Genomic DNA, 15,730 nt, shown 5'->3' with positions numbered 1-15,730 from the left:
CCGGTCAGTCCGATCTGGCGAACATCCCGACCAGGGTCTCGCGCAGCCAGCGCTGCGCGGGCACCGTGTCGTTGCGCTGGTGCCAGAACAGGCTGACGATGCGCGGCGGCGCCTGGAGCGGAAGCGGCATCGCGTGCAGCAACGGCGCATGGCGGGACTGCGAGCGCAGATCGCGCGGCAGCACGGCGATAAGGTCGGACTGCCGCACGATCTCGTAGGCGGCGCTGTAATGATTGACGGTCGCGACCACGTTACGCGACAGCCCGCGCGAGGCGAGGAACAGGTCGTAGGACGGCAGGGTCTTTCCGGCGAGGCTCACGTCGACATGCCCTGCGTTGAGGAAGGCGCGTGTGCTCAGCCGCTTGTTGACGGCGAGCGGATGATGGCGCCGCATGAAGCAGGCATAGTCGACGGTCCACAGCGAGCGTGAGCGAATGGCGGCCGGCTGCTGCGCCTCGTTGACATAGACGCTCAACACGCAGTCGACCCGGTTGTCCTCGAGCTGGTCGGCGATCTCCAGGATGGTGTTGGGTACGGTATGAACGCGTGCCTTCGGCGCCGTCTCACTGAGATGGTTCAGCAGGTTCGGCATCACCAGCGAGGCCACATAATCCGACATCGACAGGGTGAACTCGGTCTGCGCGCGGCCGGGATCGAACACCTGTCCGTCGAGCGCTCCGCGCACGCTCTCGAGCGCCTCGCCGATCGGCTCCCACAGCACCACGGCGCGCTGGGTCGGACGGATCCCGGTGCCCGACCTCACGAACAGGGGATCGCCGAGCGCGTCCCGCAACCGCGCCAGCGCGTTGCTGACCGCGGGCTGCGTCATCGTCAGCGCGTTGGCGGCGCGGGTGACGCTGCCCTCGGTCATCAGTGCCTCGAAGACTTTCAGGAGGTTGAGGTCGAGCGCGCGGAACGACACGAGATCATTCACCATGGTGATATATTAGATCATCATTATAAATTATGACGATAATGTCACTTTGTCTATGGTTCCCTCCCGAACGACACGCGGCGCGCCGGGGCCGTCAAATCGAGGGGGACTTTCATGTCGATGATATCGGCGCGCATCGAGCGCCTTCCGTTCGCACGCTTCCACAAGCATCTGCTGCTGATGGGCGGGCTCGGCTACATGTTCGACGCGATGGACGCGGCGGTGCTGGCCTTCATCCTGCCGGTGCTGCGCACCGCATGGAATCTGTCGAGCGTCCAGATCGGCGTGCTCGGCAGCAGCACCTATATCGGCTTCCTGTTCGGCGCCTTGCTGGCGGGCACGCTGGGCGACCTGATCGGCCGCCGCGCGGTGATGATGTCGGCGCTGGCGCTCTACTGCGCAGCATCGATCGTGAGTGCGATGGTCGATACCTGGCCGTCCTTCTTCGTCGCCCGCGTCGTTGCCGGCATGGGCACCGGCGCGGAGAGCGCGATCATCGCGCCCTATCTGGCTGAATTCGTGGCGCGGCGCTTCCGCGGCAGCTTTACCGGCGCGCTGGCCGGCTTCTTCTCCTTCGGTTTCGTCGCTGCCGCCTTGCTCGGTTACTTCATCGTTCCCGCCTACGAGAACGGCTGGCGCATCGTGCTGGTGATCACGGCGGTGCCGGTCGTCATGCTGTTGTGGTGGCGGAGGGCCTTGCCGGAATCGCCGCGCTGGCTCGAAACCCGGGGACGGGAGAAGGAAGCCGAAGCCGTGCTGGACAGGATCGAGGCCGGCTTTGCGCGCGAGGGCCATGTCCTGCCGCAGCCGGTCGTCGAGGCCACGGCACCCGCCGGGTCTGCCGGAACACTGCTCGCCAATTTCGCGGCGCTGCTGGCAGGCCGGCAGGCGCGCATCACCATCATGACCTGGATCATGTGGCTTGCGATCACCTTCAGCTATTATTCCTTCTTCGTCTGGATCCCAGGCCTGCTGGTCCAGAACGGCATGAGCATCACCAAGAGCTTCGCCTATTCGATCGCGATCTATTGCGCGCAGATTCCCGGCTATTTCAGCGCCGCGTATTTCAACGAGCGCATCGGCCGGCAGGCGACGATTGCGACCTACATGGTGCTCGGCGGCGCCAGCGCGCTCGGGCTCGCCTTCGCGCAGAGCGACCAGCACATCATGATGGCGGGAATCCTGCTGTCCTTCTTCATGAACGGCACCTATGCGGGCGTCTATGCCTATACCGCCGAAGTGTTTCCGACGGCGGTCAGGACCACTGGCGCCGGGCTCGCTTCCGCGATCGGCCGCATCGGTGCGATCGTCTCGCCGATCCTGGTCGGCTACCTCTATCCCAATTTCGGCTTCGCCGGCGTGTTCGGCCTGACCACCAGTGTGCTGCTGCTAGGCGCGCTCACTGTCGTGCTGATGGGCGTGCCGACGCGCGGCCGTTCGCTGGAAGAGATTGCGGCGGGTGAGGTCGCATGATGCGGACGCAACACCGCGCCGATCCCCTTCTCTGCGCCGTCGCGACCGCGCAGGGCAGGCCGGATCAGCCGGAGGCGCTGTTTGCGGCGCTCGACGAAGCCTTGAAGTCGGCGATCGGGCACAAGCTGTTCACCATCCTGACCTATGACGACGACAGCGGCGAAGCGGCGCGGGTCTATTCCAATCTCCCCGGCCCGTACCCTCCCGGCGGACGCAAGCGCCTGGCGCCAGGCCCGTGGACCGAGGCCGTTCTCGATCGCGGCGACGCCTATATCGGCCGCACGCCGGACGATCTGCGCAACGTCTTTTCCGACCACGCGCTGATCGCCTCGCTCGGCTGCGCCAGCGTGCTCAACATGCCCGTGCGCTGGCGTGGCCGCACGCTCGGCTCGCTCAACCTGCTCCACGAGGCGGAGTGGTACGGCGAGGACGACGTCGCCGCGTGTCTCCCGTTCGCCCAGCTCGCCTTGCCCGCGCTGCTCACACCGTCCTGACCAGACAGGAAATCGCCATGCCCAGCATCCTCCTCAAGAACGCCGCTCTGCTCGATCCGCTCCAGCCGGACTTGTTGGAGGGACATCATGTGCTGGTCGAGGACAATCTGATCAAGGAGGTCTCGGACCGGCCGCTATCGGCGTCCGCGGACCGGACCATCGATCTGAAGGGCAAGACGCTGATGCCCGGCCTGATCGATCTGCATGTGCATGCGGTCGCGGTCGAGCTCAATCTGGCGCAGCAGGTGCACATGCCGAACGTGCTGGTCACGCTGCGCTCGACGCTGCTGTTGCGCGGCATGCTGCGGCGAGGCTTTACCACCGTCCGCGACGCGGGCGGTGCCGGCCATGCGCTGAAGCAGGCCATCGAGACCGGCCTGACCGACGGTCCGCGGCTGTTCGTCTCCGGCCGCGCGCTCAGCCAGACCGGCGGGCACGGCGACATGCGGGCGCGCTCGGATTACCTCGCCAGCGACGCGCCCTGTCCCTGCTGCGTGCGCGTCGGCGCGCTGGCGCGCGTCGCCGACGGTGTCGACGGCGTGCGCAGGGCCGCGCGCGAGGAGCTCCAGATGGGCGCCGACCAGATCAAGATCATGGCGTCCGGCGGCGTCGCATCGCCGACCGATCCGGTCGGCGCCTTCGGCTACTCCGAGGACGAGATCCGCGCCATCGTCGAGGAGGCGCGGGGCCGCCAGACCTACGTGCTCGCCCATGCCTATACCGCGGCGGCGATCGCGCGCGCGGTCCGCTGCGGCGTGCGCACCATCGAGCACGGCAATCTCGTCGACGAGCCGACCGCGCGCCTGATGGCCGAGCAGGGCGCCTATGTGGTGCCGACGCTCGTCACCTATGAGGCGCTGGCCAACGAGGGCGCCCAGTACGGCCTGCCGCCCGAAAGCGTCGCCAAGATCGCTGACGTGCGCGATGCCGGCCTGCGCTCGCTCGAGATCTATCGCAAGGCCGGGGTAAAAATGGGTTTTGGCAGCGATCTGCTTGGACCGTCGCAACGCCTCCAGAGCGACGAGTTCCGCATCCGCGCCGAAATTCTCGGGAGCCGCGAGGTCATCGCCAGCGCGACCGTGGTCGGTGCCGAGGTGCTCGGCATGGAGGGCAAGCTTGGCCGGATCGTGCCCGAGGCTTTTGCCGACCTGCTGGTGGTCGATGGCAACCCGTTGCGTGACGTTGCGTGCCTGCTCGGTCAAGGCGAGCGCATTCCGCTGGTGATGAAGGCGGGCAAGATCCAGTTCGACAGGCTGGCCGCGTAGCGGCGCGCCGTGTCAGATGCCGCTTGATCTCCTGCTTCGGCAGGATTACTGAGCAGCTCCCAATCAGGACATTCGCAGCCATGGACATGACCCCGACCGCAAAGCCGACCTGCCTTGCTCACGGGGAACTCCATGCCTGCTTCGATCATCCTGTCACGCCTGTCATTGTCCACGCCTGACGGCCGCTCTCTCCTTTCCGACATCGACCTGACATTCGGCGCCGAGCGAACCGGCCTGGTCGGTCGCAATGGCGTTGGAAAATCCACGCTGCTCGCCTCTATCACGAGAGAGCACGTTCCTCAGTCAGGACGCGTTCTCGTCAACGGAACCGTTGGCCTGCTGCGCCAGGACGTCCAGCTCCCGGCGGACGCGACGGTGATCGACCTGTTCGGCGCGCGACGAGCGTTGGCGTTGCTTCGACGAGCGGAGCGCGGCGATGCCTCGGCCGAGGACATCGCCGACGTCGACTGGACTCTCGAAACGCGGCTCGCGTCCACGCTCGCGCGCGTGGGGTTCGATCTCGCGCCTGACACGGAGCTGTCCTGCCTGTCGGGCGGCCAGGTCACGCGGGTTCGTCTGGCCGCGCTGGTCTTCGCGCAGCCGGATTTTCTGCTGCTGGACGAGCCCACCAACAATCTCGACCGCGACGGACGCAAGGCCGTGGTCGAGCTGCTCGCCGCCTGGCGCGGCGGCGCGATCGTGGTCAGCCATGACCGGGCATTGCTCGAGACCATGGACGCCATCGTCGAGCTGACGTCGCTCGAGGCTACACGATATGGCGGCAACTGGCGCAGGTACCGCGAACAGAAAGCCGTCGAACTCAGCGCTATCAGGCACGACCTCGCGCATGCCGAAAAGCGCCTGGTCGAGATCGACGGACGGGCGCAGGAGGCAACTGAGCGGAAAGCGCGCAAGGACAGCGGCGGGAAGAAGAAGCGCGCCAAGGGCGACTTGCCGCGCATTCTGGCCGGCGCGCGCAAGGACCGCAGCGAGGATAGCGGCGGAAAGAATGCGCAGATCGCCGAAAGGCGGCGCACGGAGGCGCTTGAGGCGGTCGACGCGGCGCGCCGGCGCATCGAAATTCTTCAGCCGCTATCGGTCAAATTGCCCTCCACGCATCTGCCGGCGGGCAGGGAGGTGCTTTGGCTCGACCGGGTCAGTGCCGGCTATCAGCCGGAGCGGCCGGTCTTGCGCGATCTGTCGCTTGCCATCGTCGGGCCTGAGCGCGTTGCCGTCGTCGGGCCAAACGGCTCCGGCAAGACGACACTGCTGAAACTGATCGCAGGCGAGATGCTTGCTCTGTCGGGCACCGTGCGGGTCAAGCCCGGTTTGGCGCTGTTCGATCAGAGGGTCAGCCTGCTCGATCCCGCGATCTCCATCCTGGAGAATTTTGGGCGTCTCAATCCAAGGGCGGGTGCGAATGAGTGCCATGCCGCACTGGCGCGTTTCATGTTTCGCGCCGATGCGGCACGACAGACTGTCGGAAGCCTGAGCGGCGGGCAGCTGTTTCGTGCAGGCCTGGCTTGCGTGCTGGGCGGCTCAACGCCGCCGTCCCTGCTGATCCTGGACGAGCCGACCAATCATCTGGACATCGAGTCCATCGAAGCCGTCGAGGCGGGCCTGAGGGCCTATGACGGCGCGCTGCTCGTCGTCAGTCATGACGAGGCGTTCTTGCAGGCCATAGGGATCACGCGCCGGCTCGATCTCGCAGGTGACCTTGCGAGGCACCCTGCAAGCGACACGACGCGAATATCATGAGCCGTCTTTGCGAAATTCCTGCGCCAGCCAGTCGCTGAAGGCGCGCACGCGCGGGGTGAGCTGGCGATTCTGGGCATACATCAGCGAAACCGGCGCCGAAGGCGGCGGGCTATCCGGGAGCAAAGCGACCAGGCTTCCACGCGCGAGGTCGTCGGCAATGTGGAAACGCGGCATCTGGGCGATACCCAGGCCCAGCTGTGTCCCCACCAGATAGCTCTCCGGCCCCGTGACCGAGAATGGCGCGGGTAGCGAAAGGTCGTGCAGCTTGCCGTCGATGGCAAACCGCAACGGCTCGATGTCGCCGCTGGACAGCCGGCGCAGCCCGACCATCTGGTGGCGCGCGAGATCGTCGACCGATTTCGGCCGTCCCATGCGTTTCAGATAGGCGGGCGCGGCGCAGGTGATGCGATCGAGCACCGCGAGCCGGCGCGCGATCAGGCCGCTGTCGGCGAGCTCGCCCCAGCGCAGCGCGCAGTCGACGCCTTCGTGGACCAGATCGACCCAGCGGTCGCTTTCGCTCATCGCGATCTCGATGTCGGGATATTGCGCGAAGAACTTTGGCAGGTTCGGCATCAGGAAGTGTCGCGCCAGCGTGCCCTGCACCTCGATGCGCAGCATGCCTCTCGGCTTGGTCCCCGAAAAAGCCCCCTCGGCATCCTCGACGTCCTGGAGAATGGCAAGGCAGCGGCGGTAATAGGCCTCGCCATCAAGCGTCGGGCGGACCACTCGCGTCGTGCGCTGGAGCAGCCGCACGCCGAGCCGGTGCTCCAGCTGGTGGATCACCTGCGTCGCGCTCGAGCGCGGCAGGCCGATGTCGTTTGCGGCTTGGGTGAAGCTGCGGCGCTCGACCACCCGGGTGAACAGCCGCATCGCGTCCAGGCGGTCCATGGCTATTGTTCGCGATGTCAGAACAATGATGCCAATCTATGCCAGATTATCTTTGGCCGCGCAAAGGGCAATTTCCTCCGTGTCAGCCGCAAGGAGCGGCTCGGAACCACGGAGAACGCAAATGTCCAACGCAAACGGAAAAGTCGCAATCGTCACCGGTGGCTCGCGCGGCATTGGCGCTGCGATCGCCGAACGGCTCGCGGGCGACGGCTTTACGGTCGTCATCAACTACGCGGGCGGCGCGGCCGAGGCGGAAGCGCTGGCCGGCAAGATCGAGAAGGCCGGCGGCCGGGCCATCACCGCGCAGGCCGACGTCAGCAACCCCGCCGCGGTTGCGCGCCTGTTCGACATGGCGGACGCCGCTTTCGGTGGTGTCGACGTCCTCGTCAACAATGCCGGCATCATGCGGCTCGCCGCGATCGCCGAGGCCGACGACGCCCTGTTCGACAGCCAGATGGCGATCAACCTGAAGGGCACCTTCAACACGCTGCGTGAGGCCGCGCGCCGGCTGCGCACTGGCGGCCGCATCGTCAACCTGTCCTCGAGCCAGACCGCAATGCTGTCCCCGAGCTATGGCCTCTATGCCGCGACCAAGGCGGCGGTCGAAGCCATGACGCATGTGCTCTCCAAGGAGCTGCGCGGCCGCAACATCACCGTGAATGCCGTAGCGCCGGGACCGACTGCAACAAAGCTGTTTCTCGACGGCAAGACCAAACAGGTGATCGACCACCTCACCAAGCTGGCGCCGCTGGAGCGGCTCGGCCAGCCCACGGACGTCGCTGCCGCAGTCTCGTTCCTCGCCGGTCCCGATGGCGCATGGATCAACGGCCAGGTGCTGCGCACCAATGGCGGGATCATCTGATCCCGCCACACCAGACATCAGCTACGACATCAAAGGAGATATCCCATGACCAAGATTGTTCTGATCACCGGCGCATCCAGCGGCTTTGGCCGCCTCACGGCTGAAGCCTTGGCCAAGGCGGGCCACACCATCTACGGCTCGATGCGCCAGACGAAATCCCGCAACGCAGCCGTCGTGGAGCAGATGGCGGCATTTTCGCGCGACAACAGTGCCGATCTTCGCGCGCTGGAGCTCGACGTGCAATCGCAGGACTCGGTCGATGCCGCGGTCGCGCAAGTGATCGCGGAAGCGGGGAGGATCGACGTCCTGATCCACAATGCCGGCCACATGGTGTTCGGCCCGGCGGAGGCGTTCACGCCGGAGCAATATGCCGAACTCTACGACGTCAACGTGCTGAGCACGCAGCGCGTCAACCGCGCGGTGCTGCCGCATATGCGCCGTCAGAAGCAAGGCCTGCTGGTCTGGATCTCCTCGTCCAGTTCCGCCGGCGGAACGCCGCCCTTTCTCGCGCCTTACTTTGCGGCCAAGGCGGCGATGGATTCGATCGCCGTGCAATATGCCCGCGAGCTGTCGCGCTGGGGCATCGAGACCTCGATCATCGTGCCCGGCGCCTTCACCTCCGGCACCAATCATTTTGCCCATTCGGGCCGTCCCGCCGATGCAGCGCGCGCCGCGGAATACGAGGCCGGTCCGTATCAGGGCTTTGGCGAGCAGGTGCAGAAGGCGTTTGCGGCGATCGTGCCTGAAGATGCCAACGTCGACCTCGTAGCCGAGGCGGTCGTGAATGTCGTCGGCGCACCGTTCGGGAAGCGGCCGTTCCGCGTCCACATCGATCCCACGGAAGACGGCGCCGATGTCGGCTTCACCGTGCTCGACCGCGTCCGCGCCGAGATGCTGCACCGGGTGGGCCTCAGCGATCTCCTGAAGCCCAAAAAGCTGGCCTGACGCGTCAGCCCGCCGCGAGAATTTTCAAAAACCCGACGCCCTGCCCCCAGCGCGTCGGGTGGAATGAATGAGTATCAATCCGTGATCCCAACGCGATTGTTGTGACGCGTGCCGCACCAATTGACCACTCCGGGAAACTACCGCGTCGGAACCGGACTGCGCCGAACTTACGCGCGGCTTATGAAGACGCGCCGCCGCCCGGCTCCAGCGCCTCGCCCATCTCCAGCGGATGGGCCATGGTCTCGTGCAGCGCGTCGCGGTCGAGCTCGCCTTCGGAGATGCTGATGACGACGCAGGCGACGCCGTTGCCGATCAGATTGGTCAGCGCGCGGCATTCGCTCATGAACTTGTCGATGCCGACCAGGATCGCGATCGACTGGATCGGGATATCAGGCACGATCGAGAGCGTGGCGGCGAGCGTGATGAAGCCGGCGCCGGTCACCCCCGAGGCGCCCTTCGAGGTGATCATGGCGATGCCCAAGACGCCGAGCTCCTGCCAGATGGTCAGATGGGTGTTGGTCGCCTGCGCCAGGAACAGCGTCGCCAGCGTCATGTAGATGTTGGTGCCGTCGAGATTGARGCTGTAGCCGGTCGGGATGACGAGGCCGACCACCGAGCGCGAGGCGCCGAGATGCTCCATCTTCTGGATCATCTGCGGCAGCACCGTCTCCGACGACGAGGTGCCGAGCACGATCAAAAGCTCGTCCTTGATGTAGGCGATGAAACGCAGGATCGAGAAGCCGGCGAGCCGCGCGATCGAGCCCAGCACGATCAGCACGAACAGCATGCTGGTCAGGTAGAACGTGCCGATCAGCGCGGCGAGGTTGAGCAGCGAGCCGAGGCCGTAGGCGCCGACCGTGAATGCCATCGCGCCGAAGGCCCCGACGGGCGCGACACGCACGATGATGCGGATGATGCCGAAGAACATCTTCGCGGCCTTGTCGACGGCGTCGGCGATCGGCTCGCCGGCCTTGCCGAGGAAGGCGATGGCAAAGCCCGACAGGATCGAGATCAGGAGCACCTGGAGCAAATCGCCGCGCGCGATCGCGCCGAGATAGCTGTCGGGGATGATCGCCATCAGATGGGCGACGATGCCTTGCTCCTTGGCCTGTGTGACGTAGGTCGCCACCGACTTCGGATCGATCGTCGCGGGATCGATGTTGAAGCCGTGCCCGGGCTGGAGCACCTCGCCGACCAGCAGGCCGACCGCGAGCGCAACGGTGGAGACCGTCTCGAAATAGATCAGCGACTTCAGGCCGACCCGGCCGACGCGCTTGAGGTCGCCCATCGACGAGATGCCGTGCACCACGGTGCAGAAGATCACCGGCGCGATCATCATCTTGATCAGCGCGATGAAGCCGTCGCCGAGCGGCTTCAGTTCCTTGCCGAGATCGGGATAGAAATAGCCGATGAGCACGCCGAGCGCGATCGCGATCAGGACCTGGATGTAGAGGATCTTGTACCAGGGCTGATGCCGCCGGTGGACGGCTGGCTGGATCGCAATCTGTGTCATAATGTAGGCCCCGGAACGTATTGATCTTGCACGATTTGCATCATGTGACGGGCGCCGCAGAAGCGACAATCACATTTTTGTCTGTTCGCACGAAGATCGATCGCTGCACCGCAATGGGGGGAACATGTCGACGGCAACGGGCTCAGAAGAGCAAGCACGAGGCTATTTTCCGGATTGGAAACTGAAGACCTCCGGCGTGATCATGCCCGAGGAGCGGTTGCCGCTGGGCCAGACCATCGTCGCCGGACTCCAGCACGGCGTCGCGATGTCGGGCGGCACCATCATCGCGCCGCTGCTGATGGGGTTCGATCCGAATGTTGCGGTGCTGTTCTCCGGCATCGGCACGCTGATCTTCTTCGTGGCCGTGGCGGGACGCGTGCCGAGCTATCTCGGCTCGAGCTTCGCCTTCATCGCCGTGGTCATCGCCGCGACCGGCTATGCCGGGCACGGGCCCAACCCGAACCTGCCGATCGCACTCGGCGGCATCATCGGCGCGGGCGTGCTGTACGGCCTGATCGCGCTGATCGTGATGTGGTCGGGCGTCAGTTGGATCGAGCGATTGATGCCGCCAATCGTCACCGGCGCCGTGGTCGCGGCCATCGGCCTCAACCTGGCGCCGGTCGCCGTCAAATCGGTGAGCGCAAGTCCATTCGATACCTGGATCGGGCTGTTGACCGTGCTGATCATCGGCGTGGTCGCCGTGGCGGCGCCGGGGCTCTGGCGGCGCCTGCCGATCATCCTGGGCGCGATCGGCGGATATCTCCTGTATTGGCTCTGCGCCAACGGCCTTGGCTTGGGCAAGCCGATCGACTTCACCCAGCTCTCGGCCGCGCCATGGGTCGGCCTGCCGAGCTTCACCGCGCCCAGCTTCCAGGCCGATGCGATCGTCCTGATCGCGCCGGTCGCGATCATCCTCGTCGCGGAGAATCTCGGTCACATCAAGGCCATCGGCGCGATGACGGGACGGAGCCTCGACGGCTTTCTCGGTCGCGCGCTGCTCGGCGACAGTCTCGCGACCATCGTGTCGGCTTGCGGCGGCGGCACCGGTGTCACCACCTACGCCGAGAACATCGGCGTCATGGCGGCGACGAAGGTCTATTCCACGCTGCTGTTTGCCTTCGCAGCCACAGTATCGATCCTGCTCGGCTTCTCGCCGAAATTCGGCGCGCTGATCCTGTCGATCCCCGGACCCGTCATTGGCGGCCTCTCGATCGTGCTGTTCGGGTTGATCGCCGCGATGGCAGGCCGGATCTGGGTCGAGAACAAGGTGGACTTCGCGAACCCCGCAAACCTGATCACCGTCGCCGTGGCGCTCACCGCCGGCGCCGGCGACCTCACCCTCAAATTCGGCGCGTTCACGATTGGCGGGATCGGCACCGCCACCTTCGGCGCCATCATCCTCTACCAGATCCTGACCTCGCCGCTGGCGCGCCGCGCGGAATGAATCCCAGGGATGCGCCGAGGGGATGGAACAAAACCCGCCTTCCGTCGATGATGAGGCACTCCGGAGAAAAACCATGCCACAAACCGCTCGCTCGACCCAGTTTCCTTCGCGCCTTATCGGGCGATATGTGCTGGTGACCGGTGCCTCCCAGGGCATTGGCCGTGCCGTCGCCATCCGGCTCGCCCAGGAAGGGGCGACGGTTGGCATCAATTATTTCGGTCATCCCGAGCAGGCCGAGGAGACGCTCGTGCTCGCGCGGACCGCGTCGAGCGACCGCGGCCACGGCAAGCTCGATCATGTCGTCGTGCAAGCCGACGTCGGGGTCGAGAAGGAGATCGCATCGATGTTCGAGATGGTCCTGGCCCGCTGGGGGCGTCTCGACTGTCTCGTCAACAATGCCGGCTTCCAGCGGGAATCGCCGAGCGATGCGCTCGACGTCGAAACCTATCGCCGCATCATCGATGTCAATCTCAACGGCGCCGTGCTCTGCGCACAGAAGGCGCTGGCGCATTTCGTCGCGCGCGGCGGAGGCGGCAGCATCATCAACTGCTCGAGCGTGCACCAGATCATTCCGAAGCCTGGCTATCTCGCTTATTCGATCAGCAAGGGCGGCATGGCCAATCTCACGCGCACGCTGGCGCTTGAATTCGCCAGCCGCGGCATCCGCGTCAATGCGGTAGGTCCCGGTGCGATCGACACGCCGATCAATGCGGCATGGACCGGCGATCCCGACAAGCGCGCCAACGTCGCAAGCCATATCCCGCTCGGACGCGTCGGGACGCCGGACGAGATCGCCGCGGTGTTCGCCTTCCTCGCCTCGGATGATGCGAGCTACATCACCGGGCAGACCATCTACGCCTGTGGAGGCCTGACGCTGTTTCCCGAGTTTCGCGAGAACTGGGCGAGCTAGAACGTGGACTTATGGAGGTGTCGCCGACTCAGGCATGTCCGGGCGGACTGTTTCAAAAGTCTGCTGCGACCAGGTCGTAAGACCCTCTGCTGCCGCGGACATACTTCCTGGCCGCGGCGGCACATATCAAGTCGCGGTTGGAATCGAACGCGTTGAGAAAGCTCGATTCGCTCGAATGAGCGCCGGGTTGGATATGTTCCAATGCGCCTTCATTTATGAAAAATGAGGCCTCAATGGCACTGTCGTGTCCCCAAAAATGCACGGCACGCCGCGTCCGGTCATATGAGCGGCTGTGATTTGGAAAATCAATCATGGTTCGAGCCGATCGAGTTGCGTGGCGACATTCGGCTTGCGTAGGTCAGGAACACGGACGCTTCGTCGAGACGCTGACAAGATCCAGCGTCGGAAAATTCTGCGGCGAAGGCAGAAGCGGTGGAGCGATCCGGTCAGGCTTCTCTCAGATGATGATTGGGCAACCGGTTTACAACCCGGTTCGACGCCGATCGTGACAAATAGTTTTTGCCCGGCCTCGCTATTCGGCAGAAGATGACTATATCCAACCATCACCGCGCGCCCCTCGGCTGTTATCGGTGACTGAGAGCATTGCGCTCCCGCCGCGACCAAGAGGCGGTCAATATGTCGGGTTTCCCCGGATCCAGCTTTCGCGAGTGGCTCGTACCCCCGGTGTTGCTGCCGATCTTCTTCGTGCTGCTGATCGCCGTTTCGATGCTCGTTCAATGGTAGTCGGGTTCGGTGCGCCTTCGGATCATTCACGACTCCGGTGCATCAGCATGATGCGTCGCGTGAAGCCTGTGGTCTTGGCGTTGAGCGTTCCGCCGAAATCAGGTCCGGCAGAAACCCAGGTGAGATAGTCGCCAATGCTCGAGATCGATCTCCGCACAGGCCAGCGCCCCGGCAGCACGGAATCGCACGAGGATGCTCTTGCGGCGGAGAATGTCAGCCTGCGGCTGCTCCTGGCGCAGGCCGAGATCAATACGCGGAGTCTGCTTGCCAGGGCGGGCATCGACGCCAAGGCGCGCGAGACGTCCGACAAGCTGCAGCAACTGATCCTTGAAGAGCTGCACCACCGCATCAAGAACACGCTTGCGATCGTCTCCGCCATCGTCTCCCAGAGCCTGCGCAACGTGCAGGGCGTCGAGCAGGCGCAGCAGGCCATCGAGGGCCGGCTGCTGGCACTCGGCCGGGCACATGATCTCCTTGTGCAGGCGAGCTGGTCGAGCGCCGGTCTCGGCGCGGTCGTGCGCAGCGCGGTCAGACCTTTCGACGACCCCGATCAGTCGAAATTCTCGATCTCGGGGCCCGATGTCCAGACGAATTCGGCCGCCGTCATCGCCATCGCGATGACGCTCAATGAGCTTTGCACGAACACAACGAAATATGGCGCCCTTTCGGTCCCGAAGGGGCGCGTCGACCTCGCCTGGACTATCGATCCGCAGACGCAACGCTTGCACCTGACCTGGACTGAAAAGGACGGTCCGCTGGTCCAGCCACCCGCAAAGCGCAGCTTCGGAACCAGGTTGATCGAGACGCTTGGCCGGCAACTCCGGGGCAACGTGCAATTGAGCTACGCGTCCACGGGTTTCGTATACATGTTCGACGCGCCATCGGCTTCTCTCAGTGTCCCGACGGCGTAGCCGGCGTGTGGCAGCGTGAGCGGATCGGTTTCTGCGGTCTGAGGGGCCTCGTTGGAATGCGCGAAAGAGCTGCAGCAAGGGAGCCCTGATGTTCAAATTTCTACAATATCGTGCAAAGGCGGCCGCATATGGCGAACTGGCCAGGAGTTCGCCCGGCAAGGATGACACCCGCAGATTCGAGAAACTACAGGACAGCCTTGCGTCTCGCGCCGATAACGAGCAGGTCCTCGCGGACAATTACGTGGAGGCAGTGAACACCGCGCAGTCGGAACGATCGCGCGGATCGACCCTTGCAATCGAGGAGGAACGTGTTTTGCGCTGTCTCGGCGCGGCCATCATCATGCAATGGAATACGTTGCCGACGACGCTGCAGCGGGAGATCTTCGACACCGCCGGGTCGGTCGGAACACTGCTGGAGACAGCGGCGCTCCGCGGGCAGATCGCCCGATTTCTGCACAAGCACAAGCATGACGTCGGTCCCAACAAGATCTGACGGGTGTCGTGCTTGGGGGCAGGGCAAGCCCGTGCGTGAGCCTTGGCTGCCGGCATTTTTGCACTGACACTCTTCTCATGCCGACCAACTGGCGGCCGGCCGCTCGAAGTCCGCTATCAATTTCACCAGTTCGCTCTGCCGTGCGGCCGTGATCTGGCAAAAACCGGCGGCGCAGACTACATCTGCGCCATGGCAAACCATCCGCTCCAGGATTTCGTCGCCCGGCACGAAAATCTGTTCGTGCTCACCGGGGCCGGCTGCAGCACGAATTCCGGCATTCCCGATTATCGCGACAGCCACGGCAACTGGAAGCGGACCCAGCCGGTCAATTTCCAGGCCTTCATGTCGGAGGAGCACACGCGCCGGCGCTACTGGGCGCGTAGCCTGATCGGATGGCGGCGGTTCGGCCAGGCCCGCCCGAACGCTGCCCATCATGCGCTGGCCCGTCTCGAGGCGAGCGGGCGGTGCGGCATGCTGCTGACCCAGAACGTCGACCGGCTGCACCAATCCGCCGGCCATCGGCAGGTGATCGACCTGCACGGCCGGCTCGATCTGGTCCGCTGCATGGGCTGCGGGGCGAAGACGCCGCGCAACGAATTCCAGGATACGCTTGGCCGCGCCAATGCAGAATGGCTCGCGCTCGATGCCGCGGATGCGCCCGACGGTGACGCCGATCTCGATCACGCGGATTTTTCGTCGTTCAATGTGCCATCTTGCGAATCCTGCGGCGGCATCCTCAAGCCCGACGTCGTGTTCTTCGGCGAGAACGTCCCGCGCGAAATCGTCGCGACCGCGCAGGACCATCTGTCGCAGGCCGACGCCATGCTGGTCGTCGGCTCCTCGCTGATGGTCTATTCCGGCTTCCGCTTCGTGCAGACGGCCGCGCGCCGGGAAATTCCCATCGCGGCGGTCAATCTCGGACGCACCCGCGCCGACGATCTCCTCACGCTCAAGGTCGAGGAGCGCTGCGAAGCGGCGCTTGCATTCCTGCTCTGATCGCGTGCGAGGCGAACACGCCTTGCGTATTGCATGGGTGCCAAGCAGAATAGCCGGGCGCGGCGTTGCCGGCATGCCTGATGGCACGGAAATTGCTGCG

General features: G+C 64.9%; 15 protein-coding genes. 11 read left to right on the top strand and 4 right to left on the bottom strand.

Annotated features, from left to right (window positions below):
* Positions 1-4 precede the first annotated feature (4 nt).
* Positions 5-937 (bottom strand): LysR family transcriptional regulator, encoded by a 933-nt coding sequence (locus ACXJMY_RS17905; RefSeq protein ID WP_456620663.1) that lies wholly within the window; start codon positions 935-937, stop codon positions 5-7.
* Between the two features lie 111 nt (positions 938-1,048).
* Between ACXJMY_RS17905 and ACXJMY_RS17900 the strand changes: the two genes are divergently transcribed.
* The 4 genes from ACXJMY_RS17900 (at position 1,049) to ACXJMY_RS17885 (ending at position 5,924) form a co-directional block, all read left to right on the top strand.
* Complete coding sequence (locus ACXJMY_RS17900) at positions 1,049-2,407, top strand: MFS transporter (protein ID WP_456620662.1); 1,359 nt, start codon at positions 1,049-1,051, stop codon at positions 2,405-2,407.
* Positions 2,404-2,901, top strand: coding sequence for a GAF domain-containing protein (locus tag ACXJMY_RS17895; RefSeq protein ID WP_456620661.1), 498 nt, complete (start codon positions 2,404-2,406; stop codon positions 2,899-2,901). Before ACXJMY_RS17900 ends, ACXJMY_RS17895 begins: the two co-directional genes overlap by 4 nt.
* A 17-nt stretch (positions 2,902-2,918) precedes the next feature.
* Positions 2,919-4,166, top strand: a complete 1,248-nt coding sequence (locus ACXJMY_RS17890) for an amidohydrolase family protein (protein WP_456620660.1) — start codon at positions 2,919-2,921, stop codon at positions 4,164-4,166.
* A 132-nt stretch (positions 4,167-4,298) separates the two neighbouring features.
* The gene (locus ACXJMY_RS17885) at positions 4,299-5,924 is read left to right on the top strand and encodes an ABC-F family ATP-binding cassette domain-containing protein (RefSeq protein WP_456620659.1); all 1,626 of its coding nucleotides are present in this window, start codon (positions 4,299-4,301) and stop codon (positions 5,922-5,924) included.
* On the opposite strand, the gene ACXJMY_RS17880 is transcribed toward ACXJMY_RS17885, so the two are convergent.
* Positions 5,919-6,812 (bottom strand): LysR family transcriptional regulator, encoded by an 894-nt coding sequence (locus tag ACXJMY_RS17880; protein ID WP_456620658.1) that lies wholly within the window; start codon positions 6,810-6,812, stop codon positions 5,919-5,921. The genes ACXJMY_RS17885 and ACXJMY_RS17880 overlap by 6 nt on opposite strands.
* A gap of 121 nt (positions 6,813-6,933) precedes the next feature.
* Here ACXJMY_RS17880 and ACXJMY_RS17875 point away from each other — a divergent pair, with 121 nt between their 5' ends.
* Together ACXJMY_RS17875 and ACXJMY_RS17870 are read left to right on the top strand one after the other, a co-directional pair.
* Entirely contained in the window at positions 6,934-7,674 is a 741-nt protein-coding gene (locus ACXJMY_RS17875) for an SDR family oxidoreductase (RefSeq protein ID WP_456620657.1), read from the top strand.
* Positions 7,675-7,719: 45 nt separating this feature from the next.
* Positions 7,720-8,619: an SDR family oxidoreductase gene (locus ACXJMY_RS17870; protein ID WP_456620656.1), complete on the top strand. Its 900-nt coding sequence runs from the start codon at positions 7,720-7,722 to the stop codon at positions 8,617-8,619.
* Between the two features lie 178 nt (positions 8,620-8,797).
* On the opposite strand, the gene ACXJMY_RS17865 is transcribed toward ACXJMY_RS17870, so the two are convergent.
* The gene (locus tag ACXJMY_RS17865) at positions 8,798-10,132 is read right to left on the bottom strand and encodes a dicarboxylate/amino acid:cation symporter (protein ID WP_456620655.1); all 1,335 of its coding nucleotides are present in this window, start codon (positions 10,130-10,132) and stop codon (positions 8,798-8,800) included.
* 124 nt (positions 10,133-10,256) lie between these two features.
* Between ACXJMY_RS17865 and ACXJMY_RS17860 the strand changes: the two genes are divergently transcribed.
* Together ACXJMY_RS17860 and ACXJMY_RS17855 are read left to right on the top strand one after the other, a co-directional pair.
* Complete coding sequence (locus tag ACXJMY_RS17860) at positions 10,257-11,576, top strand: solute carrier family 23 protein (RefSeq protein WP_456620654.1); 1,320 nt, start codon at positions 10,257-10,259, stop codon at positions 11,574-11,576.
* 73 nt (positions 11,577-11,649) lie between these two features.
* Positions 11,650-12,486: an SDR family oxidoreductase gene (locus tag ACXJMY_RS17855; protein ID WP_456620653.1), complete on the top strand. Its 837-nt coding sequence runs from the start codon at positions 11,650-11,652 to the stop codon at positions 12,484-12,486.
* Between the two features lie 52 nt (positions 12,487-12,538).
* On the opposite strand, the gene ACXJMY_RS17850 is transcribed toward ACXJMY_RS17855, so the two are convergent.
* On the bottom strand, positions 12,539-12,799 hold the full coding sequence (locus ACXJMY_RS17850) for a DUF1488 domain-containing protein (RefSeq protein WP_456620652.1): 261 nt from the start codon (positions 12,797-12,799) through the stop codon (positions 12,539-12,541).
* Positions 12,800-13,364: 565 nt separating this feature from the next.
* Between ACXJMY_RS17850 and ACXJMY_RS17845 the strand changes: the two genes are divergently transcribed.
* From ACXJMY_RS17845 to ACXJMY_RS17835, 3 genes are all read left to right on the top strand, one after another.
* Positions 13,365-14,141, top strand: coding sequence for a sensor histidine kinase (locus tag ACXJMY_RS17845; RefSeq protein WP_456620651.1), 777 nt, complete (start codon positions 13,365-13,367; stop codon positions 14,139-14,141).
* An 88-nt stretch (positions 14,142-14,229) separates the two neighbouring features.
* Entirely contained in the window at positions 14,230-14,634 is a 405-nt protein-coding gene (locus tag ACXJMY_RS17840) for a hypothetical protein (protein WP_456620650.1), read from the top strand.
* A gap of 189 nt (positions 14,635-14,823) precedes the next feature.
* Positions 14,824-15,630 carry an NAD-dependent protein deacetylase gene (locus ACXJMY_RS17835; protein WP_456620649.1) on the top strand — a complete coding sequence of 269 codons (807 nt, stop codon included), beginning with the start codon at positions 14,824-14,826 and terminating at the stop codon, positions 15,628-15,630.
* Positions 15,631-15,730 lie beyond the last annotated feature (100 nt).

The organism is Bradyrhizobium sp. P5_C12, from assembly GCF_054049735.1.
Note: the sequence above shows the minus strand (reverse complement) of the source record. Positions and strands in the feature narration are given on the sequence as shown.